The organism is Streptomyces sp. HUAS ZL42 (assembly GCF_040782645.1).
Lineage (GTDB): Bacteria > Actinomycetota > Actinomycetes > Streptomycetales > Streptomycetaceae > Streptomyces.
The window spans coordinates 4,430,978-4,455,186 of sequence record NZ_CP160403.1 but is presented as its reverse complement, the minus strand read 5'-3'; the positions used below and the strand labels follow the sequence as shown (position 1 = coordinate 4,455,186).

24 protein-coding genes are annotated in these 24,209 nt (G+C 69.9%); 15 read left to right on the top strand and 9 right to left on the bottom strand.

The features are described from left to right. Positions 1-469 precede the first annotated feature (469 nt). Positions 470-730 (top strand): DUF397 domain-containing protein, encoded by a 261-nt coding sequence (locus tag ABZO29_RS20355; protein ID WP_367321621.1) that lies wholly within the window; start codon positions 470-472, stop codon positions 728-730. Between the two features lie 93 nt (positions 731-823). Here ABZO29_RS20355 and ABZO29_RS20350 read toward each other — a convergent pair whose 3' ends face one another. Further along, positions 824-1,330: an ATP-binding protein gene (locus tag ABZO29_RS20350; protein ID WP_367321620.1), complete on the bottom strand. Its 507-nt coding sequence runs from the start codon at positions 1,328-1,330 to the stop codon at positions 824-826. A 343-nt stretch (positions 1,331-1,673) separates the two neighbouring features. On the opposite strand from ABZO29_RS20350, the gene ABZO29_RS20345 reads away from it, so the two are divergent. The 6 genes from ABZO29_RS20345 (at position 1,674) to ABZO29_RS20320 (ending at position 7,287) form a co-directional block, all read left to right on the top strand. Continuing rightward, the gene (locus ABZO29_RS20345) at positions 1,674-2,498 is read left to right on the top strand and encodes a helix-turn-helix domain-containing protein (protein WP_367326185.1); all 825 of its coding nucleotides are present in this window, start codon (positions 1,674-1,676) and stop codon (positions 2,496-2,498) included. A 179-nt stretch (positions 2,499-2,677) separates the two neighbouring features. Then, a complete protein-coding gene (locus tag ABZO29_RS20340; RefSeq protein ID WP_367321619.1) occupies positions 2,678-4,138 on the top strand; it encodes an aldehyde dehydrogenase family protein in 1,461 nt (486 codons plus the stop codon). Between the two features lie 128 nt (positions 4,139-4,266). Next, positions 4,267-4,815: a DinB family protein gene (locus tag ABZO29_RS20335; RefSeq protein ID WP_367321618.1), complete on the top strand. Its 549-nt coding sequence runs from the start codon at positions 4,267-4,269 to the stop codon at positions 4,813-4,815. A gap of 25 nt (positions 4,816-4,840) precedes the next feature. Continuing rightward, positions 4,841-5,482 carry a PadR family transcriptional regulator gene (locus tag ABZO29_RS20330; RefSeq protein ID WP_367321617.1) on the top strand — a complete coding sequence of 214 codons (642 nt, stop codon included), beginning with the start codon at positions 4,841-4,843 and terminating at the stop codon, positions 5,480-5,482. A gap of 75 nt (positions 5,483-5,557) precedes the next feature. Further along, positions 5,558-6,529, top strand: coding sequence for an ATP-binding cassette domain-containing protein (locus ABZO29_RS20325; protein ID WP_367321616.1), 972 nt, complete (start codon positions 5,558-5,560; stop codon positions 6,527-6,529). Continuing rightward, positions 6,526-7,287, top strand: a complete 762-nt coding sequence (locus ABZO29_RS20320; protein WP_367321615.1) for an ABC transporter permease — start codon at positions 6,526-6,528, stop codon at positions 7,285-7,287. The genes ABZO29_RS20325 and ABZO29_RS20320 overlap by 4 nt, the downstream gene beginning before the upstream one ends. A gap of 7 nt (positions 7,288-7,294) precedes the next feature. Here ABZO29_RS20320 and ABZO29_RS20315 read toward each other — a convergent pair whose 3' ends face one another. Together ABZO29_RS20315 and ABZO29_RS20310 are read right to left on the bottom strand one after the other, a co-directional pair. Next, positions 7,295-8,707, bottom strand: coding sequence for a glutamate decarboxylase (locus ABZO29_RS20315; RefSeq protein WP_367321614.1), 1,413 nt, complete (start codon positions 8,705-8,707; stop codon positions 7,295-7,297). A 52-nt stretch (positions 8,708-8,759) separates the two neighbouring features. Beyond that, entirely contained in the window at positions 8,760-10,043 is a 1,284-nt protein-coding gene (locus ABZO29_RS20310) for an ion channel protein (protein WP_367321613.1), read from the bottom strand. 112 nt (positions 10,044-10,155) lie between these two features. Between ABZO29_RS20310 and ABZO29_RS20305 the strand changes: the two genes are divergently transcribed. Further along, complete coding sequence (locus tag ABZO29_RS20305; RefSeq protein WP_367321612.1) at positions 10,156-10,917, top strand: MerR family transcriptional regulator; 762 nt, start codon at positions 10,156-10,158, stop codon at positions 10,915-10,917. An 18-nt stretch (positions 10,918-10,935) separates the two neighbouring features. Here ABZO29_RS20305 and ABZO29_RS20300 read toward each other — a convergent pair whose 3' ends face one another. Beyond that, positions 10,936-11,301: a YbjQ family protein gene (locus tag ABZO29_RS20300; RefSeq protein WP_367321611.1), complete on the bottom strand. Its 366-nt coding sequence runs from the start codon at positions 11,299-11,301 to the stop codon at positions 10,936-10,938. A gap of 139 nt (positions 11,302-11,440) precedes the next feature. Here ABZO29_RS20300 and ABZO29_RS20295 point away from each other — a divergent pair, with 139 nt between their 5' ends. After that, positions 11,441-12,313 carry a DedA family protein gene (locus ABZO29_RS20295; RefSeq protein ID WP_367321610.1) on the top strand — a complete coding sequence of 291 codons (873 nt, stop codon included), beginning with the start codon at positions 11,441-11,443 and terminating at the stop codon, positions 12,311-12,313. Between the two features lie 122 nt (positions 12,314-12,435). Here ABZO29_RS20295 and ABZO29_RS20290 read toward each other — a convergent pair whose 3' ends face one another. Together ABZO29_RS20290 and ABZO29_RS20285 are read right to left on the bottom strand one after the other, a co-directional pair. Next, the gene (locus ABZO29_RS20290) at positions 12,436-14,103 is read right to left on the bottom strand and encodes a threonine/serine exporter ThrE family protein (RefSeq protein WP_367321609.1); all 1,668 of its coding nucleotides are present in this window, start codon (positions 14,101-14,103) and stop codon (positions 12,436-12,438) included. 104 nt (positions 14,104-14,207) lie between these two features. Further along, positions 14,208-14,699, bottom strand: a complete 492-nt coding sequence (locus tag ABZO29_RS20285) for an inorganic diphosphatase (RefSeq protein ID WP_031487466.1) — start codon at positions 14,697-14,699, stop codon at positions 14,208-14,210. Positions 14,700-14,778: 79 nt separating this feature from the next. On the opposite strand from ABZO29_RS20285, the gene dacB reads away from it, so the two are divergent. From dacB to folE, 6 genes are all read left to right on the top strand, one after another. Further along, positions 14,779-16,383, top strand: a complete 1,605-nt coding sequence (gene dacB / locus ABZO29_RS20280) for a D-alanyl-D-alanine carboxypeptidase/D-alanyl-D-alanine-endopeptidase (protein WP_367321608.1) — start codon at positions 14,779-14,781, stop codon at positions 16,381-16,383. A gap of 99 nt (positions 16,384-16,482) precedes the next feature. After that, positions 16,483-17,607: a zinc-dependent metalloprotease gene (locus ABZO29_RS20275; protein WP_367321607.1), complete on the top strand. Its 1,125-nt coding sequence runs from the start codon at positions 16,483-16,485 to the stop codon at positions 17,605-17,607. A gap of 193 nt (positions 17,608-17,800) precedes the next feature. Continuing rightward, a complete protein-coding gene (gene tilS / locus ABZO29_RS20270) occupies positions 17,801-18,859 on the top strand; it encodes a tRNA lysidine(34) synthetase TilS (protein WP_367321606.1) in 1,059 nt (352 codons plus the stop codon). An 87-nt stretch (positions 18,860-18,946) separates the two neighbouring features. Beyond that, positions 18,947-19,507, top strand: a complete 561-nt coding sequence (hpt, locus tag ABZO29_RS20265; protein ID WP_367321605.1) for a hypoxanthine phosphoribosyltransferase — start codon at positions 18,947-18,949, stop codon at positions 19,505-19,507. Positions 19,508-19,717: 210 nt separating this feature from the next. Beyond that, positions 19,718-21,757, top strand: coding sequence for an ATP-dependent zinc metalloprotease FtsH (gene ftsH / locus ABZO29_RS20260; protein WP_367326184.1), 2,040 nt, complete (start codon positions 19,718-19,720; stop codon positions 21,755-21,757). Positions 21,758-21,876: 119 nt separating this feature from the next. Next, positions 21,877-22,482 carry a GTP cyclohydrolase I FolE gene (gene folE / locus ABZO29_RS20255; RefSeq protein ID WP_367321604.1) on the top strand — a complete coding sequence of 202 codons (606 nt, stop codon included), beginning with the start codon at positions 21,877-21,879 and terminating at the stop codon, positions 22,480-22,482. 22 nt (positions 22,483-22,504) lie between these two features. Here folE and ABZO29_RS20250 read toward each other — a convergent pair whose 3' ends face one another. The 3 genes from ABZO29_RS20250 to folB are packed head-to-tail and all read right to left on the bottom strand — an operon-like array spanning position 22,505 to position 24,018. Then, entirely contained in the window at positions 22,505-22,993 is a 489-nt protein-coding gene (locus ABZO29_RS20250; RefSeq protein WP_367321603.1) for a DUF3180 domain-containing protein, read from the bottom strand. A gap of 57 nt (positions 22,994-23,050) precedes the next feature. Continuing rightward, positions 23,051-23,662 (bottom strand): 2-amino-4-hydroxy-6-hydroxymethyldihydropteridine diphosphokinase, encoded by a 612-nt coding sequence (gene folK, locus ABZO29_RS20245; protein ID WP_367321602.1) that lies wholly within the window; start codon positions 23,660-23,662, stop codon positions 23,051-23,053. Then, positions 23,659-24,018, bottom strand: a complete 360-nt coding sequence (folB, locus tag ABZO29_RS20240) for a dihydroneopterin aldolase (protein ID WP_367321601.1) — start codon at positions 24,016-24,018, stop codon at positions 23,659-23,661. Before folB ends, folK begins: the two co-directional genes overlap by 4 nt. Between the last annotated feature and the right edge of the window lie 191 nt (positions 24,019-24,209).

Below are 24,209 nucleotides of genomic sequence, written 5' to 3'. Positions count from 1 at the left end.
TGCACCACTGCTTCCCGCAGTCGTCCCACCACGTCTTGCGTCCCCTGACCGGGCCCGCCCTGTTGGGGCAGAGGCAGATGCCCGGAGTCGGAGGATTTCCGGCGCCAAGTCGAGGCGGAGGTTCTCGCTCCCGACATGGAACGGATGCTGTCAGTCCGCCGGCGCGACCCCGATCCGGCCAACCCTGCGGACTGGACCACCACATGGATGCCGGAACACGGAGGGCACAGTGCGCGTCTGTTCCTACGGGCACGGCGATCGCATGTCCTGCGGACGTCGGGGCAGACGCTGGAACGGCTCGGGTGACGGAACGGCTTCGGTAAAGCGGTCGTCAAAGCTGTAATCGCGGGAACACCCGGCGTGCACGTGCATCTGCTCATGCGTCTGCACATGAACGGGGTTATGATCCGGGTCAGTTGACCTTTGCATCAATGGCCACATCAGCCAGTGCACCACCAGGGAGCTACCTGTGGACCACGACGTTGACGGGGGGCAGGACGTGTACAACGGCATCGCGGCCACGCAGCTGCACGGAGTGGCCTGGCAGAAGAGCCGGCACAGCAATTCGCAGGGTTCCTGCGTGGAGTTCGCGCGGCTGCCGGGCGGAGACGTGGCCGTGCGCAACTCGCGTTTCCCTGACGGGCCGGCGCTCGTCTACACGCGGGCCGAGATCGAGGCGATGCTGCTGGGCATCAAGGACGGCGAGTTCGACCACCTGATAGCAGGTTGACGGCCACTCGGATTCCTTGCAGGTCAGGGCAATTGCGGACGAAGCGCGCCGTAACGCGCGTAGAACCGCGACGTCGGTCGACGCCGCGGTTCGTCATTCGGCGGGGGTGCTGTGCAGCCGGAACAGTGCCCACACGACCTTGCCGTTGAGCGTGCCGGCGAGCGGGTGCCAGCCCCAGCTGTCGCTGAAGGAGTCGACGAGGAACAGGCCGCGGCCCGACTCCGCCGAGAAGTCGTCCGCCTTGCGCGCGACCGGGGTGTCGTGGCTGGGGTCGCGCACCGCGCACACGAGCCGCTCGGTCCAGCGCATCAGATGCAGCCGCACGATCGGGCTCCGGTCGGGCGTGCAGCACGGCACGTCGGCGGGCAGACCGTGCCGCAGGGCGTTGGTGACCAGTTCCGAGACGACCAGACAGATGTCGTCGAAACGGTCCTCTATGTCCCACTGTTCGAGGGTTCTGCGGGTGAACTGCCGTGCTTCGCGCACCGCTTCGTAGCGGGCGGGCAGGGCACACGAGGCGGCACTGGACACGGCCGCGGGATCCAGCGGCGGAAGGCCCTGCCGTAACGGCTCGAGCATGGTCGATCCATTCGTCCCCATGCGAGGCACTCCCGGGAATTCGCGGTCGTTGCGATGCAGCGGTGGCGCGGGACCATGGTTTCGGATGCGTACAGCAGATGCAAGGGCAGATGCACGTGCACGTGACCGGAATGGGCCCTCCCGTACCGCTTCTTGGTCATTTTTTCCGCCATCTTCTCGCCCGATAGTGGCGCTTCTCTTGCCGTGCCCTTGCTCCGTCCTGTGGGAAACCTTTGGCTTCTTTCCGTCTCTGTAATCGGACGAGTACTGCTCGGAGTGTTTTAGTGGCAGACTGCGGCCCCTAGGACGGTTGGGGAGGCTGGCGAACGTGAGCGCGGGAGAGCCCGGATCGGTGGTGCGACGCATGCTGCTCGGCTCGCAACTCAGGCGACTGCGTGAGTCGCGCGGGATCACGCGTGAGGCTGCGGGGTACTCGATCCGTGCCTCGGAGTCGAAGATCAGCCGGATGGAGTTGGGCCGGGTGAGCTTCAAAACGAGGGATGTCGAAGACCTGCTGACGCTCTACGGCATCACGGACGAGGCGGAGCGCGCCGCGCTGGTCGGTCTCGCGCTCGAGGCCAACGTGGCCGGCTGGTGGCACAGTTACTCGGACGTCCTGCCGAACTGGTTCCCCACCTATGTCGGCCTGGAGGGCGCGGCCTCGCTGATCCGGGCGTACGAGGTGCAGTTCGTGCACGGCCTGCTGCAGACCGAGGCGTACGCCCACGCAGTCGTCAGCCGCGGCATGAAGGGCGCGAGCACCGCCGATATCGACCGGCGCGTGGCGCTGCGCCTGGAACGCCAGAAGTACCTGGTCTCGGAGAACGCCCCCGACTTCCACATCGTCCTGGACGAGGCCTCGCTGCGCCGCCCGTACGGCGACCGCGAGGTGATGCGCGGTCAGCTCCAGCATCTGATCGAGTTCTCCGAACGCCCCAACGTACGGCTGCAGATCATGCCGTTCAGCTTCGGCGGGCACTCAGGGGAGAGCGGCGCCTTCACCATCCTCAGTTTCCCGGAGTCCGACCTCTCGGACGTCGTCTACCTCGAGCAGCTCACCAGCGCGCTCTACCTGGACAAGCGCGAGGACGTCGCCCAGTACGAGCAGGCGCTGACGGAGCTGCAGCAGGACAGTCCGGGACCGGACGAGAGCCGGGACCTGCTGCGGGGGCTGCTGCAGCTGTCGTAGGGGCGGGGCGGCGTAGGGATAACCCTTCGCATGGGCCGGAGTGCCTGCCTATCCGGAGACGTTCCACCCAACTCGCGTAAAACGTCAGTACGATGACACTTGATCAGTCTGCGAACGCTGATCGGAGGTTGACCGGTGTCTGCCTCGACTGCTTCGGCGGCAAGGGATTGAGGGATCACATGTCGTCCTGGTTCACCGACCTGGCCCTGCAGTACATCGACGGCGAATGGCGCCCGGGCACCGGCTCCTGGGACATCATCGACTTCAATCCGTACGACGGCGAGAAGCTGGCGTCGATCACCATAGCCACGGTCGACGAGGTCGATCAGGCCTACCGTGCGGCCGCCCGTGCCCAGCGGGAATGGGCGGTGACCAACCCGTACACCCGCCGCGACGTCTTCGACAGAGCCCTGCGTCTGGTGGACGAGCGCCGGCAGGAGATCACCGAGGCGATCATCGCGGAACTCGGCGGTACACGTCTGAAGGCCGGCTTCGAGATCCATCTCGCCAAGGAGTTCCTGCGTGAGGCGGCCCAGCTGACGCTGCGCTCCGAGGGCCGGATCCTGCCCTCGCCGGTGGAGGGCAAGGAGAACCGCCTCTACCGCGAGCCCGTCGGTGTCGTCGGTGTGATCAGCCCGTTCAACTCGCCGTTCCTGCTCTCGATCAAGCCCGTCGCCTCCGCCCTCGCCCTCGGCAACGCCGTCGTCCTCAAACCGCACCAGGACACCCCGCTCGTCGGCGGCACCGTGATCGCGAAGCTCTTCGAGGACGCGGGCCTCCCGCCCGGCCTGCTGAACGTCGTCCTCACCGACATCGCGGAGATCGGCGACGCGTTCATCGAACACCCGGTCCCGAAGGTCATCTCCTTCACCGGTTCCGACAAGGTCGGCCGGCACATCGCCACCGTCTGCGCCGCGCAGCTCAAGCGCACCGTCCTCGAACTCGGCGGCAACAGCGCGCTGGTCGTCCTCGACGACGCCGACATCGACTACGCGGTCGACGCGGCGGTCTTCAGCCGGTACGTCGACCAGGGCCAGGTCTGCATGGCCGCGAACCGTGTCCTGGTGGACCGCTCCGTCGCGGACGAGTTCACCGAGAAGTTCGTCGCCAAGGTCAAGACCCTCAAGGCCGGCGACCCGAGCGATCCGCAGACGGTCATCGGTCCGGTCATCAACTCCCTTCAGGCCAACGCCGTTTCGGCCGCCGTCGACCAGGCCGTCGCCGAGGGCGCCACGGTCCTCGTGCGCGGCGCGACCAACGACAACCTGGTGGAGCCCTCCGTCCTCACGGACGTGCCCGCCGACTCCTCCCTCCTGCACAAGGAGATCTTCGGCCCCGTCGCCCTCCTCGTCCCCTTCGACGGCGAGGAGGAGGCGATCCGCATCGTCAACGACACCCCGTACGGCCTGAGCGGCGCCGTCCACACGGCCGACGTCGAACGGGGCGTCGCCTTCGCCAAGCGGATCGACACCGGCATGTTCCACGTGAACGACGGCACCATCCACGACGAGCCACTGGTCCCCTTCGGCGGCGAGAAGCACTCCGGCATCGGCCGGCTGAACGGCGAGACCACCCTGGACGCCTTCACCACGCTGAAGTGGATCTCGGTGCAGCACGGGCGGACCGCGTTCCCCTTCTAGGGATCTGCGGTTTCCGGAGATCTCCGACCCCGCGGCCGTTCATTGAGGACAGAACCTGACCGCAAGGGTCCGTAACTTCATCGGTGCAGACGGCGGAGGCCGTGGATCCCGATGAAAGGCGGCCGGTCATGGTCACTCACGTGCGAGCCGAGGCACAGGGCGACGAGCGCGGAGCGCTGCTCTCCTTCCTCGCGGAACAGCGCGGCGGCATCCGGCGGGCCGTGCTCGGCCTGACGGAGGAACAGGCCTCCTCCCGCCCCAGCGCCAGCGAGCTGTCCCTGGCCGGGCTGGTCAAGCACGTGGCGGAGACCGAGCAGGGCTGGGTGGCCCGGGCCAGGGGCGAGGCGCCCGCGGTCAAGCGCGATCCGTCGAACTGGCACGAGTGCTTCGTCCTCCTCGACGGCGAGACCGTCGAGGCGCAGCTCTCCTACTGGGAGAAGGTCGCCGCCGAGACGGAGGCGTTCGTTCGCTCGGTGCCGAGCCTCGACGTCACCTTCGCGCTGCCGAACGACCCCTGGTTTCCGCCGGACGAGCGTGTCTCGGTGCGCTGGCTGGTGCTGCACCTGATCCGCGAGACGGCCCGGCACGCGGGCCACGCCGACATCATCCGGGAGTCCGTGGACGGGAAGACGGCGTTCGAGCTGGTGGCAGAGGAGCAGGGCACCTCCTGGGGGTGACGCCCGGGGTCCTACGCTGGACCGCATGTCAGCGATCCGTCTCCTGGTGCTCGGCGCGGTCCGCCAGCACGGGCGGGCCCACGGCTACCAGGTGCGCAACGACCTGGAGTACTGGGGCGCGCACGAGTGGTCCAATGCCAAGCCCGGCTCGATCTACCACGCGCTCAAGCAGCTGGCCAAGCAGGGCCTGCTGCACGCGCACGAGATCGCGCCGTCCACGGCCGGCGGCCCGCCGCGCACGGAGTACGAGATCACCGACACGGGCACCGAGGAGTACCTCAGGCTGGTGCGCGAGGCGCTGACCTCGTACGACCAGAAGATGGACGTCAAGTCGGCGGCCATCGGCTTCATGGTCGACCTCCCGCGCGGCGAGGCGGTGGCTCTCCTGAAGGAGCGGATCCGCCGCATCGAGGAGTGGCGCTCCGCGGTCACCGAGCACTACGTCCCCGAGGACGGCCCCGAACAACTCGGCCACATCGGGGAGATCATGAACCTGTGGATCCACACGGCCGATGCGGAGGCCGAGTGGACCAGTGGTCTGATCGAGCGGATCGAGGGCGGGGCGTACACGTTCTCGGGGGAGGGCGAGCCTTTCGTCGGGGTGCTGGCGGAGGGTGAGGAGAACCCGTACGGGACGGGGGAGCGGCACCCGGGAGATGCGCACTAATCAAGTTTGACCAATGAGGTCGGGCGCAGTAGCTTGGGCGCGTAGTCAAGTTTGACTAGAGGGGAGTGGCGAACAGTGGCCGACACGGCGATCACCGTCGAAGGCGCACGGAAGGCGTACGGCGACAAGCACGCACTGGACGGGCTCGACCTGACGGTCACCCGCGGCACGGTGCACGCGGTGCTCGGCCCCAACGGCGCGGGCAAGACGACCCTGGTCCGTGTCCTGTCCACCCTGCTGCGGCCCGACGCCGGCCGCATCGAGGTGGCCGGGTACGACGTGGTGGCCCGGGCCCGCGAGGTCCGCTTCCGCATCGGTCTGCTCGGCCAGCACGCGGCCCTCGACGAGGAACTCAGCGGCCGGCAGAACCTGGAGATGTTCGCTCGCCTGTACCACCTGGGCGGCCGCCGTGCGCGCGTGCGGGCCTGCGAGCTCCTGGAGCGCTTCGGGCTGAGCGACACAGGCCGCAAGCCGGTGCGCTCCTACAGCGGAGGTATGCGGCGCCGACTGGACCTCGCGGCCTCGCTCATCGGTGACAAGCACAGCACCGAACCGGAGGTGCTGTTCCTCGACGAACCGACCACGGGCCTCGACCCGCGCGGCCGCGCCGAGGTCTGGGCGGCCGTCCGCTCCCTGGTCGGCGGCGGTACGACGGTCCTGCTCACCACCCAGTACCTGGAGGAGGCCGACCAACTCGCCGACCGCATCTCGGTGGTCGAGCACGGCCGTGTCATCGCCGACGGCACGGCGGACGCGCTGAAGGCGGCCACCGGCGGCGACCGCATCGACGTCGTCCTGCGCGACGGAGGCCAACTGGGCGCGGCGGTCGCCCTGCTGCCCGTCCCCGCCACGGGCGTCTCCGTCGACGTCGACCGCCGCCTGCTCAGCGCCCCGGTCACCGACCGCATGGCCGCGCTCTCCGGCGTCGTACGGGCCCTGGAGCGGGCCGGCATCGAGGCCGAGGACATCGCCCTGCGCCGCCCGACGCTGGACGAGGTGTTTCTGCATCTGACGGGACGGGGCGACCGTACGGAGGACGCCGCATGAGTACGTACGCACTCACCGACTCCTGGACCATGACCCGCCGTGAACTCGCCCACTGGGCCCGGCAGCCGGTCCAGGTGCTCGTCGGACTGGTCTTCCCCGTCATGCTGCTGCTGATGTTCGGCTATCTGGTCGGCGGCGGCCGCGGGGTGACCGGCGACTACCTCGACTACCTCGTGCCCGGCATGCTCGCGCTCACCATGGCCTTCGGCCTGGAGGGCACGATGCTCGCGGTCACCCGGGACCTCGAGAAGGGCGTGATCGACCGGTTCCGCTCCATGCCCATGGCCGACGGGGCCGTACTCGTGGGCCGCGCGACCGCCGACATGCTGCAGTCGGCGCTGGGGCTGGCCGTGCTGGTCGGCGTCGGGTATGCGCTGGGCTGGCGGGCGCACGGCGGTTTCGCCGGCTTCCTCGCAGCCATGGGCCTCCTGCTGTTGTTCCGCTTCGCGATGCTGTGGATCGGCATCGAACTGGCGCTGGTGGCGGGCAAACCGGAGCTGGTGCAGGCAGTCCAGATCCTCGTCTGGCCGGTCGGCTTCCTCTCCAACGCGTTCGCCACGCCCGACTCCATGCCGGACTGGCTGGGCACGGTGGTCCAGTGGAACCCCATGTCCCGGACCGCGACCGCCGTACGGGACCTGCTCGGCGGCCCGGGCGGGGAGCCGGGGCATGTGTGGGCGGCCGTCGTCTGGCCGCTGGCGCTGCTCGCGCTGTTCTTCCCGCTGGCGGTACGGCGGTTCGCCCGGCTGAGTGACTAAGGGGGCCTCAGTGGTGGAAGCCCGTCGCCGCCCCCTTGTCCCGCGTCAGCGGCTCCGACTGCCGGCGCAGCTCCGGCAGCAGGCGGGTCAGGTCCTCCACGAACAGGTCGGCGAGGTCGGTCGAGAAGCCGTTGCGGCACACGACCCGCAGGACGGACAGGTCCTCGCGGTTCGGGGGGAACGTGTAGGCGGGCACCAGCCAGCCGCTCTCGCGCAGCCGCCGGGAGACGTCGAAGACGTCGTACGCCGTCACATCGGGTGCCGTGGTGAAGGCGAAGACCGGCAACTCGTCGCCCCGGGTGAGCAGCCGGAAGTCGCCGAGTGCCGCCACGCGCTCGGCGACGCTTCGCGCCACGTCCCGCGTGGACTGCTGCACGGCCCGGTAGCCGTCGCGCCCCAGCCGCAGGAACGTGTAGTACTGCGCGGCCACCTGGGCACCCGGCCGGGAGAAGTTGAGGGCGAACGTCGGCATGTCGCCGCCCAGATAGTTGACGCGGAAGACGAGTTCGTCCGGCAGCGCCGCCTTGTCCCGCCACAGCGCCCATCCGACGCCGGGATAGACCAGCCCGTACTTGTGCCCCGAGGTGTTGATGGAGGCGACCCTCGGCAGGCGGAAGTCCCACACCAGGTCCTCGTCGAGGAACGGCGCGACCATGGCGCCCGACGCGCCGTCCACGTGCACCGGGACGTCGAGGCCGGTCCGCTCCTGGAGCGCGTCGAGGGCGGCGCACAACTGTGCGATCGGCTCGTACGACCCGTCGAAGGTGGAGCCCAGGACACCCACGACCCCGATGGTGTTCTCGTCGCACATCTCGGCCGCGGCCTGCGGATCGAGGTGGAACCGCTCGCCCTCCATGGGCACCAGGCGGGCCTCCACCTCCCAGAAGTTGCAGAACTTCTCCCAGCAGACCTGGACGTTGACCCCCATGACGAGATTCGGGCGCACGTCCCGCGCGGGGTACCGGTCGGCGTTGCGCCGCGCCCAGCGCCGCTTCAGCGCCATGCCGGCGAGCATGCACGCCTCGCTCGAGCCGGTCGTCGAACAGCCCACGGCCGCCGACGGATCGGGCGCGTTCCACAGGTTGGCGAGCATCGCCACGCAGCGCCGCTCCAGCTCCGCGGTGCGCGGGTACTCGTCCTTGTCGATCATGTTCTTGTCCCGGCACTCCGCCATCAGGACCCCGGCCAGCGGCTCCATCCAGGTGGTGACGAACGTCGCCAGGTTCAGCCGGGAGTTGCCGTCCAGCATCAGCTCGTCGTGCACGACCTGATACGCCGTCGAGGGCGGAAGCGGGGCGTCCGGCAGCCGGTGCTTGGGCGGTGCCTCGGTCATGCCGCCCACGGGGTTCGCCTCCCCGTAGAAGGGGTTCAGGGACAGGGGCCGCTCGTCGGGCTTCTCGGGGCCTTTGTGGAGTGCCATGGACGTGCCTTCCTGAGTGGGCCGAAAGGATCAGCGGATCGGGTAGAAGGGGTCAGCGGATCGGAGTCCCGTCCTCCCGCAACTGCATCTGCTGCCGCCCCGTCACCAGGAGCCAGGCCGGCAGCGAGGCGATGCAGAGCAGGGCGAAGATCGGGGGTGAGGCGACCAGCACGGCGGCCGTGAACAGGCTCAGCCAGCCCTGCCGGGTGATGGCGAGGAGGACGCCGAGCACACCGGTCGCCACACCGAGCGCCGGATGGACCTCGGGTACGAGGGCGTGCGCGCACAGGCCGAGGGCGGTGCCGATGAACACGGCAGGGAAGATGCGCCCGCCCCGGAAGCCGCAGGACGCGGCGACGACCAGCGCGGCCAGCTTCACCACCGTCATCGTGGCGAACTCCCCGGCCGACCAGCCGTCGGGATCGCGCGCCAGCTCCGCGACCTCGTCCAGCCCCTTGAAGAGCGTCAGATGGCCGCCCAGGGCCCCCAGCAGGCCCAGGACGAGCCCACCCGCCGGAAGCGCCAGCATCGGATGCCGCAGTCGCGCGAACGCGCCGTGCACGTACGGGAAGGCGCGGACCGCGCACATGCCGAGCAGCGCCGCCACGGACGCGACCACGACCGCCGCCAGCAGGTCGCTCCAGCGGGGCCCGTGGAACGCGGGCAGGTCCAGGTCGAACGTCGGATGCGCCACGAGGTCGGTCGTGATGGCGCCCGCGGCGGCCGAGACCAGCGGCGCGAACACGTTGTCCCACAGCCGCCCCCTGAGCTGCCGTCCGGCGAAGGCCTCGGAGATGACCAGCGCCGCCGCCACCGGCGTACCGAACAGCGCACCGATCGTCGCCGCCTCCGCCAGCATCGCCCACAGCGGGCCCGGCGTCCGGGGAAGCAGCCGGCTGCCCAGCCAGAACGCCAGCCCGACGTTCACCGCGATGATCGGGTTCTCCGGGCCGAGGCTGGGCCCGCCCGCCAGCATCAGCGCGGCGGCGAGCAGCAGACCGGGAAGCACCACGGGCGGGAGCACCGGCGCCTCCAGCCCCGTGGTGGCCGGGTCGGGCCCCGCGTGCCCCGGCACCTTCCACACCACGAGGCCCACGGCGACGCCGGTCGCGGTGAGCATGATGAGCATCCACGCCGCGGAGTACCGGCCGACGCCCAGCGCGTCCGGCAGGTCCTCCCACAGCACGCCCTCGAGTTGCTCGGCGGCCTCGCTCACCCCTAAGAACAGCAGGCCCGCGGCCACGCCCACGACGAGGGCGGGGAGGATCAAGGGCAACAGGACGCGTGCCGGGGTCGCCGGGGCGGTGGGCGCCTGCGGCGCGGTGTCCTGAGCCACGGCCTCACCATAAGCGGGCAAAACGCTTGGAACATCTCGAGCGGAAGGGGCTTGCACCTCACGTGGCGTGAGGGCGCAGCGTGGACGACGTACCGAGAAGGGAGCGGACGAAGTGAGCTACTCCGTGGGACAGGTCGCAGGCTTCGCCGGAGTCACGGTGCGCACCCTGCACCACTACGACGACATCGGCCTGCTCGCTCCGAGCGAGCGCAGCCACGCGGGGCACCGGCGTTACAGCGACGCCGACCTCGACCGGCTGCAGCAGATCCTGTTCTACCGGGAGCTCGGCTTCCCGCTCGACGAGGTCGCCGCCCTGCTCGACGACCCGGATGCGGACCCGCGCGCACACCTGCGCCGCCGGCACGAACTGCTGACCGCCCGGATCGAGAAGCTGCAGAACATGGCCGCGGCCGTGGAGCACGCCATGGAGGCACGCAAGATGGGCATCAACCTCACGCCCGAAGAGAAGTTCGAGGTCTTCGGCGACAAGGACCCCGAGCAGTACGCCGAGGAGGCCGAGCAGCGCTGGGGCGGCACTGAGGCGTACGCCGAGTCCCAGCGCCGCGCGGCCCGCTACACCAAGGACGACTGGAAGCGCATGCAGGCCGAGGTGGCCTCCTGGGGCGAGCGCTACGACGCCCTGATGGCGGCCGGCGAGCCGCCGACCGGCGAGCGGGCCATGGACCTGGCCGAGGAACACCGGCAGCACATCACCCGGTGGTTCTACGCATGCACCTACGAGATGCACCAGGGCCTCGCCGGGATGTACGTCTCCGACGAGCGCTTCAAGGCCTTCCACGACTCCATGCGACCGGGTCTCGCCGAGCACCTCAAGGAGGCCGTCGCGGCGAACGCGGCCCGGCGGACGACGTGATCGTCGTGGCCCGGGGGCTCACTCCCGGGCCACGACCACCGCCGTCCCGTACGCGCACACCTCCGTGCCCACGTCCGCCGCCTCCGTGACGTCGAAGCGGAACATCAGCACGGCGTTCGCGCCACGCGCGCGTGCCTGCTCGACGAGCCGCTCCATGGCCTGGTTGCGGGTCTGCACCAGGGTCTTGGTGAGCCCCTTGAGCTCACCGCCGATCATCGACTTCAGGCCGGCGCCGATCTGGCTGCCCAGGTGCCTGGACCGCACGGTCAGTCCGAAGACCTCGCCGAGAACTTCCTGGACGCGGTAACCGGGTACGTCGTTCGTGGTGACGACGAGCACATCGGGCTTAGGGCCCTGGCCGCCGCCGTAGTCGTCAATGCCCATGGCTCACAGCTTTGTCCCAGTCGGCACACAGTGCATCCTGGAGACACCCGTGGAACCTGGGGCGGACACATTGCGTTGATAACTTTGTCCGGCCGTAGCAGGACGCCGCACCGCCTTCACCGTCAGGAGCCCGGAACCCGTGACCAACATCGCCCTCGGCCCCGAGTGGATCACCCCGGACTATCTGATCTCGACCTTCGGCCTGATCGGCATCCTGGTCATCGTCTTCGCCGAGTCGGGCCTGTTCGCGTTCCTGCCCGGCGACTCCCTGCTGTTCACGGCGGGCCTGCTGGTCGCCGACGGCAAGTGGATCCACCAGCCGCTGTGGCTCGTGTGCACCCTCATCGTGGTCGCCGCGGTGCTCGGTGACCAAGTGGGCTTCCTGATCGGCAAGTTCTTCGGACCGAAGCTCTTCAACCGCCCCAACTCCAAGATCTTCAAGCAGGAGAACCTGGAGAAGGCCCACGAGTTCGTCGAGAAGTACGGCCCGAAGGCCATCGTCCTCGCCCGCTTCGTGCCGATCGTGCGCACCTTCGCCCCGATCATCGCCGGCGCCGGCCGTATGAAGTACCGCACGTTCATCATGTACAACGTGGTCGGCGGCATCCTGTGGGGCACCGGCGTCACCGTCGCGGGCTACTTCCTCGGCCAGATCGGCCTCATCAGGAACAACATCGAGGCCATCCTCGTGCTCATCGTCCTCATCTCGGTCATCCCGGTGATCATCGAGGTCCTGAAGGCCCGCAAGGAACAGCGCGGCACCACTGGCCCCGAGGCCCCGGCCCAGCAGCCCCCGGCGATGGACGACGCGACGACCCAGCTCCGCCGCATCCCGCCGACCGACCAGGACCAGCAGCACTACGGTCAGGGCCAGAACAACGGCCAATACGACCAGCAGTACTACGGCCGGCAGCACCCCCAGAACCAGGGCTACGCGCAACAGCCGTACGGCGCACAGCAGGGCGGCTACCAGCAGGGGCAGCAGCAGTACCCGTACAACGAGGGGTATTAGAAGCGCCCCAAGGGGGCGCGGGGCCGTGCCGATCTGCGGCTCCGCCGCGTGGGCGCGACAAGCCACGGACAGCCGGCAGTCGCCGTCGGACAGAATGCCCCGAGCTCGTGGGCGCCCGGCGCTCAGAACCCCCGCGTCCGCTTCGCCGCCCTGCGCCCCGCCGCGCTCGCCCCCGGGATCCTCAAGAACAGCCGCGAGATCTCCGATCCCAGGTTCACCCCGATGGCGATGGCCATCGACAGCGCCGCGGCCTTCGTCAACGACACCAGCCCCTCGTCGACATCGTTCTGCGCGATCGACAACAGCCCGAAGTACACGGCGGACCCCGGCAACAGTGGGCCGATCGCCGCCGTCGTGTACGGCAACGCCGACGCGAACCGGTACCGCGACAGCAACTGCCCGAACAGCCCCACCAGGCCCGCCGCCACGGCAGTGGACGCGACCGGCGAGATGTCCCCGGCGTAGTGCATCGCGCCGTACACCGCCCAGGCGACACCCCCGTTCAGCGTCACCGCCAGCACCGTGGACCGTTCCTGCTGCAACAGCACCGCGAAGGTCAGCGACAGCAGCATCGACGCGCCGATCTGCCACAGCGGCCGCTCGGCGATGCCGAGGGCGGCGTCGGGGTTGAGGTGGGCGCCGAGCTTCACGCCGAGATAGAGGATCAGCAGCACCCCGACGACGATGCCCACGAAGAAGTACATGACCTCCAGCAGGCGGGCGGCCGCGGTGATGTAGAAGCCGGTCAGCCCGTCCTGCACGCCCGCCACCAGCGCCCGACCGGGCAGCAGCGCGAACAGCCCACCGGTGATGACCGCTGACGCCTTCACGTCGACATGGGCCAGCGTCAGCGCGACACCCATCGCCGCGGGCGGCATCGCGGCCGCCGTGAACTGGTAGAACTCCGGCAGCCCGCGCCCCGCGCACAGCCAGGCCAGCCGGTCGCCGAGCATCGCGCCGAGCGCCGCCGCCACGAACACGATGAGATCACCGCCGACGAGCACGGAGGCCGCGCCCGCGAGCAGCCCGCTGGCGGAGGTCAGCACCCAGGTGGGGTACGGGTGCCGGTTGCGGCGGATCTCCGCGAGCCGCCGGTAGGCCTCCTCCAGGGAGATGTGGGTCTCCGGGTCGCTGAGGTCGTCGACGAGCCGGAAGACGGCCGCGAGGCGCGTGTAGTCGGTGCCGCGGCGCCGCACGGTCCGCGCCGCGGACACCGGGTCGTCCACCAGGGACGGCTGGTAGGAGATCGACAGCAGGGTGAAGGTGACGTTCGGCTCGCAGCGGTCGAGGCCGTAGGACCGGCAGACCGCGAACATCGCCGCCTCGACGTCCTCGGCGCCCTCACCGCCCGCCAGCAGCAACTCGCCGATACGCAACGTCAGGTCGAGCACACGCGGGACGGCGGGTCCGCCCTCCTCGGCCTTCTGCACCGGCTCCGGCGCCGGCCGCTCGGCCACCGGCATGCGCAGCATCGTGCGCATCCGGTCCTGCCAGGGCACGTCCTTGGCCAGGCTGACCGCCGGGATGCCGGTCGGCGGCGTGAACGCGGGCGGGGCGTCCTTGGCCCGGTAGGTGCGCGGCGGACTGAACGCCGACCCCTCGGCCTCCGCGGACGCCTGCTGGGGCACGGCCAGCCCCTCCGGGACGGCGAACTCCGACGTGGTCTCGGACTCACCGCCGCCCCGGGGGACGGCGAGCCCTTCGGGAACGGCGAACTCCGAGGTGATCTCGGACTCGAACGTGCCCCTGGCCTCGTCCGACCGCGGCTTGCGGTCCTCCGCCTCCGTCACTTGAGAAACGCTCCCTGTACGACACGCTCGGCAGCCTCAGTATGCGCACACATGCCGAACGGGCCGCACGCGTGCGCGTACGGCCCGTTCGGCACAGCGGGAGCTCAGTGGCCGCCCTGGTCCTTGAAGCGCTTGTACGACCGCTCGATCTCGGCCTCGGCCTCGGTGCGGCCCACCCAGTCGGCACCCTCGACGGACTTGCCGGGCTCCAGGTCCTTGTACACCTCGAAGAAGTGCTGGATCTCCAGGCGGTCGAACTCGGACACGTGGTGGATGTCACGCAGGTGCTCCACACGCGGGTCCGTCGCCGGCACGCACAGCAGCTTGTCGTCGCCGCCGGCCTCGTCCGTCATCCGGAACATGCCGATGGCGCGGCACTTGATCAGGCAGCCGGGGAACGTCGGCTCGTCGAGGATGACCAGCGCGTCCAGCGGGTCGCCGTCCTCGCCGAGGGTGTTCTCGACGAAGCCGTAGTCGGTCGGGTAGGCGGTCGAGGTGAAGAGTCGACGGTCCAGGCGGATCCGACCGGTCTCGTGGTCCACCTCGTACTTGTTCCGCGAACCCTTCGGGATCTCGATCGTGACGTCGAACTCCACCGGTGGCTCCTCCATGATCAGCACATAGTTCTGGTGGTTAAGTGTCCCTCACGCAGGTGTGTGATCGCGAAAGGGGCTGGTGTTCGTGCCAGAGCTGAGGCCTTGGCGGGCAGCGAGACCCCATGTGGTGCGGGTCGCGACCGCCGTACGACCGCATCTCGCACGGGCCGTGGCCGCCGCGAGACCGCGCGTCGCGCGGCTCACGCAGGCCGCGAAACCGCAGCTCACACGGATCACGAGGCCGAAGGCCGGCAAGACCTGGCAGTACACCGCGGGCGCCGCCACGGCCGGGCTCGCGCTGGCCGCCGGTGTGGTGACCGCCGCCGGTCCCTGGGACTCCTCCGGTCAGCGTACGGCCGAGCGGGACCGGGCCGCCGCCCTGGGGCACACGGGTGGCACAGATCACGGTCGTAAATCCGGTACGTCCGATACGGCGGCGAGCGCGCCCCTGCCCGCACCCAGCGCCGCGTCCGTCCTGACCGGCCTCGGCGGCGGCTCCAGCGCCGTGAAGTCGGCACCGAACGGCCCCGCCCTCACCGACATCCTGGACGGACTCCTGGGAGACGAGGCGCTCGGCGCCCGCCACACCGCGTCGGTCGTCGACGTGGCCACCGGCAGGCGTCTGTACGGCTTCGGCGCCGGTGCGGCGCTGACGCCCGCCTCGACGACGAAGATCGCCACGGCCGTCGCCGCGCTCTCCGCGATGGGCCCCGACCACCGCCTCACCACTCGCGCCGCCCTGGACCCCGACACCGACGAGCTCGTCCTGGTCGGCGGCGGGGACCCCACACTGACCGCCCGCAAGGACGCCGCCGGCTGGGCGAGCCTGCGCACCCTGGCCGCGGACACGGCCACCGCGCTGAAGAAGCGCGGCGTCGGCTCGGTGACGCTGTCGTACGACACCACCCTGTACGCCGGCTCGGAACTGCATCCCATCGGCCACAACCCCAACCTCGCCCCCGTCAGCGCCCTGATGGTCGACGAGGGCCGCACCGACAACTCGACCAGCGGCCCGGCCCTCCGCGTGACGGACCCGGCGGCGCACGCGGCCCGCAGATTCGCGGACCTCCTCAGGGACAACGGCATCAAGTCGACGGCCCCGGGCCCGTCGAAGGCGACGGCCCGCGCGGAAACCCTCGCGACGGTCTCCTCACCCCCGCTGTCGGACCTGGTCGAACGCATGCTCACCAACAGCGACAACGACATCGCCGAGGCCCTCGCCCGCCAGACCGCCGCCGCCATGAGCGCCCGCGCCGACTTCGACGGCGGCGGCCAGGCGATCCGGGCCCAGCTGAAGAAGCTCGGACTGCCGCTGTCCGGCGCCCTTTTCAAGGACGGCAGCGGCCTCAACCGCGCCGACAGACTGACGGCGAACCTGCTGACGGCCCTTCTGGCGACGGCGGGCGACACCGCCCACCCCGAACTGCGCCCCGTCCTCACCGGGCTCCCGGTGGCCGGCTTCACCGGCACGCTGACCAGCCGTTACGCGGACGGCGCGGCCGGCATCGTACGAGCGAAGACGGGCACCCTGACCGGCGTGAACACCCTCGCGGGCACCGTCGTCGACCAGGACGGCCGACTCCTGGCCTTCGCCTTCCTGACGTCGGACACGACGGACCCGACGGCAGCGCAGACCGCACTGGACAGGGCGGCCACGGCGCTTGCGGCGTGCGGGTGCCGGTGAGCGGAAACCCGCCCCAGCCCCGCCGACCCACCCGTCACCTCACCCACGCCAAACGGGTCAGCCCTGCCCCAAGCGGCAGTGCTCACGTACGGTTGACGCATGACGAGCATCGGTGGTGCGGAGATGGTCGACTGGAATCTCGCGGTGGCGACCGCGACCCGGCTCGTACGGCCGGGCCCCGAGGTGAGCCGCGACGAGGCCCGGTCCGTCGTCGCGGAGCTGCGCCGGCATGCCAAGGCCTCGGAGGAACACGTCGGGGGCTTCACTCGTTTGGGCAGCGAGGACATCCACGACACCCCGGTCCTCGTGGTGGACCGCCCGGGCTGGATCCGGGCGAACGTCGCCGGGTTCCGGGAGATCCTCAAACCGCTGCTCGACAAGATGCAGGAGCGGCGCGGCAACACCCCCGGTGGCGCGGTCCTCGGCGCCGTCGGCGGCAAGGTCACCGGCGTGGAGCTGGGGATGCTGCTGTCCTTCCTGGCCTCCCGGGTCCTCGGCCAGTACGAGACCTTCGCCCCGGCCACCCGCGAACTGCCGGCCGGTGAGAACGGCGGCGGCCGCCTGCTGCTCGTCGCCCCGAACATCGTCCACGTGGAGCGCGAACTCGACGTACAGCCCCACGACTTCCGCCTGTGGGTGTGCCTGCACGAGGAGACGCACCGCACGCAGTTCTCGGCGGTGCCCTGGCTGCGCGACCACATCGAGGGCGAAATCCAGTCGTTCCTGGGGGAGACCGACGTCGACCCCATGACCGTCCTCGAGCGCATCCGGGAGGCCGCCCAGTCGCTGGCCGGGGGTCGTCCGGAGGGCGAGGAGGACGACGGTGGCAGGTCCCTGGTCGAGTTGGTGCAGACCCCCGCCCAGCGGGAGATCCTGGGACGGCTCACCGCCGTGATGTCCCTCCTGGAAGGGCACGCCGACTTCGTGATGGACGGGGTCGGCCCGGAGGTCGTGCCGACCGTCGCGGAGATCCGCGAGAAGTTCCAGCAGCGGCGCGCCAAGGGCGCCTCCCGGCTGGACATGGCGCTGCGCAGGCTGCTGGGTCTGGACGCCAAGCTCAGGCAGTACCGCGACGGAGAACGCTTCGTACGGGCCGTCGTCGGACAGGTCGGCATGGACGGCTTCAACCGTGTGTGGACCTCTCCGAACACCCTCCCGACCAAGGCGGAGATCTCCAAACCGGCGGACTGGGTCGCGCGGGTGCACCGCAAGTCCGAGACGTGAACCACGGAGCGGACAGCGTGAAACGAATCCGGCCGACGGCAGGCGGACGCCCCGCCAATCACCCGTCCGAGGGACCGTGAGCGATGGGTAGGCGTGCGATGCTCGGGGAACGGCCCGTTTCTGTCACCATCTACACACTCTGAGTGACCGAGATCGGGCTCATCCCCCGAAAACTTCATGAAGGGAACCGGACATGGGTCCCCATCCTGCGGTCGCGGCGATACGCCTGGCGGTCCGCCGCGTCCTCCACGACATCCTCAACGAGCACCAGCCCGCCGCGATCTCCGCGATCCGCGGGATCTCCGCGACCCCCGAGCAGACCCCGCACGAGCGCCCGCCGTCGCCGCTCGTGCTCGTGGCGTGCTCCGGCGGCGCCGACTCCATGGCCCTTGCCTCCGCCCTCGCCTTCGAGGCCCCCAAACTCGGCATCCGCGCGGGCGGCGTCACCGTCGACCACGGCCTCCAGCCCGGCTCCGATCTGCGCGCCGAGGAAGTCGTGCTGCGCCTGCGCGAACTCGGCCTGCGCCCGGTCGAGTCCGTCGCCGTGTCCGTGGGCCGCGAGGGCGGCCCCGAGGCCGCCGCCCGCGACGCCCGCTACGCCGCGCTCGACGACGCCGCCGACCGCCACGGAGCCACCGCCATCCTGCTCGGCCACACCCGCGACGACCAGGCCGAAACCGTCCTGCTCGGCCTCGCCCGCGGCTCCGGCATCCGCTCCCTGTCCGGAATGGCCGCGGTCTCGGGGGCCGGCGGCCGTTACCGCCGCCCCTTCCTCCAGCTCGACCGGCAGACCGCCCGCAAGGCCTGCATGGTCCAGTCCCTGCCCGTCTGGGACGACCCCCACAACGCCGACCCGGCGTACACCCGCTCGCGACTGCGCCACGAGGGCCTGCCGGCCCTGGAGAAGGCCCTCGGCAAGGGCGTCGTCGAGGCCCTCGCCCGTACGGCCCAGCTCTCCCGCGACGACGCCGACGCCCTCGACGCCTGGGCCAGCCAGGCCGAGGCCTCCGTGCGCGACGCCACAGGCCTCCTGGAGTGCGCCAAGCTCCACGCCCTGCCGCCCGCCGTGCGCCGCCGCATCCTGCGCCGCGCCGCCATCGAGGCCGGCGCCCCTGCCGGGTCCCTGTTCGCCCGCCACATCGAGGAAGTGGACCGGCTGATCACCGGCTGGCGCGGTCAGGGGGCCATCAATCTGCCGGGCAAAGTCGTGGCTCAGCGGCAGGGTGGCAGACTGGTGATTCGGCAAGGCTGAGAAAACACCGCTTTGCGAGGTGATCGGTCTCCCCTCCGGGGGCGGGACCGGACAGCCGGAGCCGTCATTGCGGGACGACCGAAAGTGATGCGGGTGGACGCGAAAGACATGGGTGCCGACCTCAAGCAGGTGCTCATCACCAAGGAAGAGATCGACGCGAAGCTCGTCGAGCTGGCCGCGAAGATCGACGCGGAGTACGCGGGCAAGGACCTGCTGATCGTCGGCGTGCTCAAGGGCGCGGTGATGGTCATGGCCGACCTCGCCCGGGCGCTGTCCACCCCGGTCACCATGGACTGGATGGCCGTGTCCTCCTACGGCGCGGGCACCCAGTCCTCCGGCGTCGTGCGGATCCTCAAGGACCTCGACACCGACATCAAGGGCAAGCACGTCCTCATCGTCGAGGACATCATCGACTCCGGCCTGACCCTGTCCTGGCTGATCAACAACCTCGGCTCCCGCGAGCCGGAGTCCCTGAGGATCTGCACCCTGCTGCGCAAGCCGGACGCCGCCAAGGTCGCCATCGACGTCGAATGGGTCGGCTTCGACATCCCCAACGAGTTCGTCGTCGGCTACGGCCTCGACTACGCCGAGAAGTACCGGAATCTTCCGTTCGTCGGTACGCTCGCGCCCCACGTCTACGGCGGCTGAACCCCGGGGGTCCCGAGGATCCGGACCCGAAGGGCCCAAGCACCGTACGAAGATCGGGAACCCCGGCGGGCCTCGCGCCGTTGGAGCATGCAGACGGGTTTGCCAGCCGTCCCATGCGGCTTCGCGCGACAATGCTGGGGTACCGTCAGAAGAACTGTCTTTATCAAACTCACTATGGCAGGAGGGACGGGGCGGCACCGCTCCGTATGGATGGACGTGAAGCGATACTTCCGTGGGCCGGTCATGTGGATCGTGCTGGCCGTCCTTGCCGTGGTCGTGTTGATGCAGGTCGTCGGCTCGTCCGGCGGCTACAAGACGGTGGACACCGGCCAGGTCGTCGCAGCGATCAACGACAACAAGGTGGAATCGGCCAAGCTGACCACCGGTGACGAGCAGACCATCAAGGTCCAGCTCAAGGACGGCGAAAAGGTCGAGGACAGCTCGAAGATCCAGGCGAGCTACATCGGCGACCAGGGCGTGACCATCGCCAACACGCTGCAGACCAAGTACCAGGACAAGCAGATCCCGGACGGCTACACCGTTTCGCCGTCCAAGCAGAACCCGTTCGTCGGCATCCTGCTGTCCCTGCTCCCCTTCGTCCTCATCGTGGTCGTCTTCCTGTTCCTGATGAATCAGATGCAGGGCGGCGGCTCCCGGGTCATGAACTTCGGGAAGTCCAAGGCGAAGCTCATCACCAAGGACACCCCGAAGACGACGTTCTCGGACGTCGCCGGCTCGGACGAGGCGGTCGAGGAGCTCCAGGAGATCAAGGAGTTCCTGCAGGAACCGGCGAAGTTCCAGGCCGTCGGCGCCAAGATCCCCAAGGGCGTGCTGCTGTACGGCCCTCCCGGCACCGGTAAGACGCTGCTCGCACGCGCCGTCGCAGGCGAGGCGGGCGTCCCCTTCTACTCGATCTCGGGTTCCGACTTCGTCGAGATGTTCGTCGGTGTCGGTGCCTCCCGGGTCCGTGACCTGTTCGAGCAGGCCAAGGCGAACGCCCCGGCAATCGTCTTCGTCGACGAGATCGACGCGGTCGGCCGCCACCGCGGCGCCGGCCTCGGCGGCGGTCACGACGAGCGCGAGCAGACGCTGAACCAGCTGCTCGTCGAGATGGACGGCTTCGACGTCAAGGGTGGTGTGATTCTCATCGCAGCCACCAACCGTCCCGACATCCTCGACCCGGCCCTTCTGCGCCCCGGCCGGTTCGACCGCCAGATCGCGGTCGACCGCCCGGACATGCAGGGCCGTCTGGAGATCCTCAAGGTTCACCAGAAGGGCAAGCCGGTCGCTCCGGACGTCGACCTGTCGGCGGTCGCCCGCCGCACCCCGGGCTTCACGGGCGCCGACCTGTCGAACGTGCTGAACGAAGCCGCGCTCCTCACGGCGCGCAGCGACAGGAAGCTGATCGACAACCAGATGCTCGACGAGGCCATCGACCGCGTCGTGGCGGGCCCGCAGAAGCGGACCCGGATCATGTCGGACAAGGAGAAGAAGATCACCGCGTACCACGAGGGCGGCCACGCCCTGGTCGCGGCGGCTTCCCCGAACTCCGACCCGGTCCACAAGATCACGATCCTGTCCCGGGGCCGCGCCCTCGGCTACACGATGGTCCTTCCGGACGAGGACAAGTACTCCACGACCCGCAACGAGATGCTGGACCAGCTGGCCTACATGCTGGGCGGCCGGGCGGCCGAGGAGCTCGTCTTCCACGACCCGACCACGGGTGCCGCGAACGACATCGAGAAGGCGACGGCCACGGCCCGCGCGATGGTCACGCAGTACGGCATGACCGAGCGTCTCGGCGCGATCAAGTTCGGCGGCGACAACACCGAGCCCTTCCTCGGACGTGAGATGGCTCACCAGCGCGACTACTCGGAAGAGGTCGCCGCGCTGGTGGACGAGGAAGTGAAGAAGCTCATCGAGAACGCTCACAACGAGGCCTGGGAGATCCTGGTCGAGAACCGTGACGTCCTCGACAACCTGGTGCTCCAGCTGCTGGAGAAGGAGACGCTGGGCAAGGAGGAGATCGCCGAGATCTTCGCCCCCATCGTCAAGCGCCCGCCGCGGCCCGCCTGGACCGGTTCCTCGCGGCGCACGCCGTCCACCCGCCCGCCGGTGCTCTCCCCCAAGGAGCTCGCACTGACCAACGGTGCCAACGGCGCGACGCCGGCCATCTCCACCGCGAAGTCCACCGCGGCGGAGCCCGCCCCGGCGGCCGAGCCGGTCCCCGAGGAGCGGCCCGAGAGCTGACCCTCCCGGCTCCGGAGGCCCCACCAGGCCCGGAATGGATGCCGCGCCCCCCTGGTTCTAGCCTGGGGGGCGCGGCATTTACGTATGCCCATGCAAGTCACCTAGGAACGAGGCACCACATGACCGACCCCGTGACGCTGGACGGAGAGGGCTCCATCGGCGAGTTCGACGAGAAGCGCGCCGAGAACGCCGTACGCGAACTGCTGATCGCGGTCGGCGAGGATCCCGACCGGGAGGGGCTGAGGGAGACTCCGGCGCGGGTGGCGCGGGCGTACCGGGAGCTCCTGGCGGGGCATACGCAGGTACCCGAGGACGTGCTGACGACCACGTTCGATCTCGGGCACGACGAGATGGTCCTGGTGAAGGACATTGAGATCGTGAGTCTCTGCGAGCATCACATGCTGCCGTTCCACGGCGTCGCGCATGTCGGGTACATCCCGGCTGAGACCGGCAAGATCACGGGCTTGTCGAAGCTCGCCCGGCTTGTCGAGGTGTTCGCCCGGCGTCTGCAGGTGCAGGAACGACTGACCACGCAGATCGCCGACTCGCTCATGAGGATCCTCGAAGCCCGGGGCGTGATCGTCGTCATAGAGGCCGAGCACATGTGCATGTCGGTGCGCGGCATTCGCAAGCCCGGCGCCAAGACCACGACGTCGGCGGTGCGCGGTCAGCTTCGGGACGCCACGACCCGCGCCGAGGCGATGAGCCTGATACTGGCGCGCTGACCGCCGGACGGACCCAGGGGCCTCACGCCGCCGGTTCCGCTCCCGTGCGGTTGTGGTCGTCGTCCTCCGGCAGCTTGCAGACGCGCTCCAGGAATATGGCCGCCGCTATCACCGCGATGCCCGCCAGGACCGAGAAACCGGCGTAGATGGCCTGGTCGCGGCGGGCCGGGACGTCGAGGGACTCCAGGAGGAAGACGCCCGTGCCGCCGTACATGCCGGCGACCAGGGCGGCGACCAGGGCGCTGGCCTGGCCGAAGACGACCGCGCGGGCGGCCATCAGCGGGTCGACGCCCTTCGCCTCGGGGCGGCGGTCGCGCTGGGCCTTGAGGCGGGCGCGCAGCGAGAGCGCCGTGGACAGCAGGACCACGGCGATCACGGCCAGCACGATGGGCGCGGCGAGGGGGACGCTGGGGAGTTCCCCGATCGAGTTCCAGAGGCGGGCACCCGCCCAGGACAGGACCCCGGCCACGACGAACACGCCGGCCAGCACCCTGATGCGCAGTTCTCTCACGGTGTCCCTTCAGCTCCCCCGGATCCCACGGACTGTGGTCGTCGTCGACCTTAACGACTATTCGGGCAGCCGGAGTTCCAGATCCTTGCGGGGAACCACGCCTTCCCGGGTGACGGCGCCGAGGAGATCGGCGACCGCGCCGTGGCCGGGCAGCTGGGCGCTCGGCTCCACGTCGTACCAGGGGGCGAGGACGAACGCGCGCTGGTGGGCGCGCGGGTGGGGGAGGGTGAGGTGCGGGTCGTCGGAGACGTCGTCGGCGTACGCGACGATGTCCACGTCGAGGGTGCGCGCGCCCCAGCGCTCGTCCCGTACCCGGTGGAAGGCCTCCTCGACGGCGTGCGCCCGCTCCAGGAGGGAGGACGGGGGCAGGGTGGTCTTCAGGACCACGACCGCGTTGAAGTACGACGGCTGGCTGCCGGGCTCGACGCCCCAGGGCTCCGTCTCGTACACCGGGGAGACGGCCTTGATGCGCACGCCCGGCGTGTCCTCGAGGGCGTCGACGGCCCCCTGGAGGGTCTCCAGGCGGTTGCCGAGGTTCGAGCCGAGGGAGATCACGGCGCGTTTGGGGTTGTGCAGGGTGGTGTCGGCGGCGTCGACCTTCTCGACGACGGAGGCGGGTACCGGCTGTACGGTCGGGTCGCTGTGACCCTCGGTCAAGGACGCGGTCATACTCGGCTCCGGGTGATGGTGACGGTCACGTCGTCGAAGGGGACCGGGACGGGGGCGTCCGGTTTGTGGACGCAGACCTCGACCTCCTTCACCCCCTCGTGCTTCAGACAGGCCTGGGCGATGCGCTCGGCGAGCGTCTCGATGAGGTTGACCGGTTCGCCCTCGACGACGGCCACGACCTCCTCCGCCACGATGCCGTAGTGCACGGTCTTCGCCAGGTCGTCGTCGGCCGCGGCCGGCCGGGTGTCCAGGCCGAGGACGAGGTCCACGACGAAGGCCTGGCCCTCCTCGCGTTCCTCGGGGAACACGCCGTGGTACCCGCGGGCCCTCAGGCCGCGCAGCGCGACACGATCCACGCGAATCACTCCTGCAATCGTCGGTAACGGCCGCTTCGTGTCGTGTGCGGGCGACACACCGGCCTCGAACGAATCTACCTGCGGGCGGCGACAGAACAGGGCCACCGGGGGGCGGGCCCGCACCGGGGTCAGAGGTTTCATCAGGTGTTTCCCCTGGGGAATCCGGCGGCTCACGGGCTGGTAGCCGCCCA

Excerpts from the sequence above, each read along its gene's own strand:
- ABZO29_RS20350 (WP_367321620.1), bottom strand. The coding sequence starts at position 1,330 with ATGGGGACGAATGGATCGACCATGCTCGAGCCGTTACGGCAGGGCCTT.
- ABZO29_RS20345 (WP_367326185.1), top strand. The coding sequence starts at position 1,674 with ATGCTGCTCGGCTCGCAACTCAGGCGACTGCGTGAGTCGCGCGGGATC.
- ABZO29_RS20340 (WP_367321619.1), top strand. The coding sequence starts at position 2,678 with ATGTCGTCCTGGTTCACCGACCTGGCCCTGCAGTACATCGACGGCGAA.
- ABZO29_RS20335 (WP_367321618.1), top strand. The coding sequence starts at position 4,267 with ATGGTCACTCACGTGCGAGCCGAGGCACAGGGCGACGAGCGCGGAGCG.
- ABZO29_RS20330 (WP_367321617.1), top strand. The coding sequence starts at position 4,841 with ATGTCAGCGATCCGTCTCCTGGTGCTCGGCGCGGTCCGCCAGCACGGG.
- ABZO29_RS20320 (WP_367321615.1), top strand. The coding sequence starts at position 6,526 with ATGAGTACGTACGCACTCACCGACTCCTGGACCATGACCCGCCGTGAA.
- ABZO29_RS20315 (WP_367321614.1), bottom strand. The coding sequence starts at position 8,707 with ATGGCACTCCACAAAGGCCCCGAGAAGCCCGACGAGCGGCCCCTGTCC.
- ABZO29_RS20300 (WP_367321611.1), bottom strand. The coding sequence starts at position 11,301 with ATGGGCATTGACGACTACGGCGGCGGCCAGGGCCCTAAGCCCGATGTG.
- ABZO29_RS20275 (WP_367321607.1), top strand. The coding sequence starts at position 16,483 with ATGACGAGCATCGGTGGTGCGGAGATGGTCGACTGGAATCTCGCGGTG.
- tilS (WP_367321606.1), top strand. The coding sequence starts at position 17,801 with ATGGGTCCCCATCCTGCGGTCGCGGCGATACGCCTGGCGGTCCGCCGC.
- hpt (WP_367321605.1), top strand. The coding sequence starts at position 18,947 with ATGCGGGTGGACGCGAAAGACATGGGTGCCGACCTCAAGCAGGTGCTC.
- ftsH (WP_367326184.1), top strand. The coding sequence starts at position 19,718 with ATGGACGTGAAGCGATACTTCCGTGGGCCGGTCATGTGGATCGTGCTG.
- folE (WP_367321604.1), top strand. The coding sequence starts at position 21,877 with ATGACCGACCCCGTGACGCTGGACGGAGAGGGCTCCATCGGCGAGTTC.
- folK (WP_367321602.1), bottom strand. The coding sequence starts at position 23,662 with ATGACCGCGTCCTTGACCGAGGGTCACAGCGACCCGACCGTACAGCCG.